The following is a 722-nucleotide window of genomic DNA, read 5'->3' as shown; positions in this document are numbered from 1 at the left end:
CGCCCCTTCAGAATGGTACAGGGGTAGAGCATCGTGGCCTTCGAGCCCATCGAACCGCTCACCCACTCCATGCGCCCGCCCTTCTCGGCGATCGCGCGCTTGGTGTTCAGGTTGAACGTGTTCTTCGACCAGTTCTGCACCGTCGAGTACTGGACGTGAGCGTCCTCGCCGACGAACACTTCCACGCCGCCGGAGTGGAGGTTGTGGGTGCCGTACTTGGGGGCGCTACAGCCTTCGATGTAGTGGACCTCGCTGCCCTTCTCGGCGACGATCAGGGTGTGTTCGAACTGGCCCATTCCCTCGCTGTTCATCCGGAAGTAGGCCTGGACGGGCATCTCGACGGTGACGTCCTCGGGAACGTAGACGAAGCTGCCGCCGGACCAGACGGCGCCGTGGAGGGCGGCGAACTTGTTGTCGCTGGGGGGGACACACCGAGTCATGAAGTGTTCTTTCACGATCTCGGGGTGTTTCTGGACGGCCTCGTCCATGTTCATGAAGATCACCCCTTTTTCTTGCCACTGTTCCTGCATGTTCTGGTAGACGACCTCGCTCTCGTACTGGGCGCCGACGCCGGAGAGGGACTCTCGTTCGGCTTCTGGGATGCCGAGTTTTTCGAAGGTGTCCTTGATGTCGTCGGGGACGTCCTCCCAGGAGTCGACGGCGTCGCGGCCCTCGACGTCGGGGCGGATGTAGGGGATGATCTCGCCGACGTCGAGCTGGGT

1 protein-coding gene is annotated in these 722 nt (G+C 62.3%); it reads right to left on the bottom strand.

From position 1 onward, the window contains the following. Positions 1-722 (bottom strand): Fe-S cluster assembly protein SufB (sufB, locus tag V0Z78_RS18915; protein WP_336346243.1); only part of this gene is annotated, 722 nt, incomplete at both ends.

Source organism: Halalkalicoccus sp. CG83 (assembly GCF_037081715.1).
Lineage (GTDB): Archaea > Halobacteriota > Halobacteria > Halobacteriales > Halalkalicoccaceae > Halalkalicoccus > Halalkalicoccus ordinarius.
The sequence above is the reverse complement of the archived record's forward strand: the minus strand, read 5'-3'. Positions and strand labels throughout refer to the sequence as shown.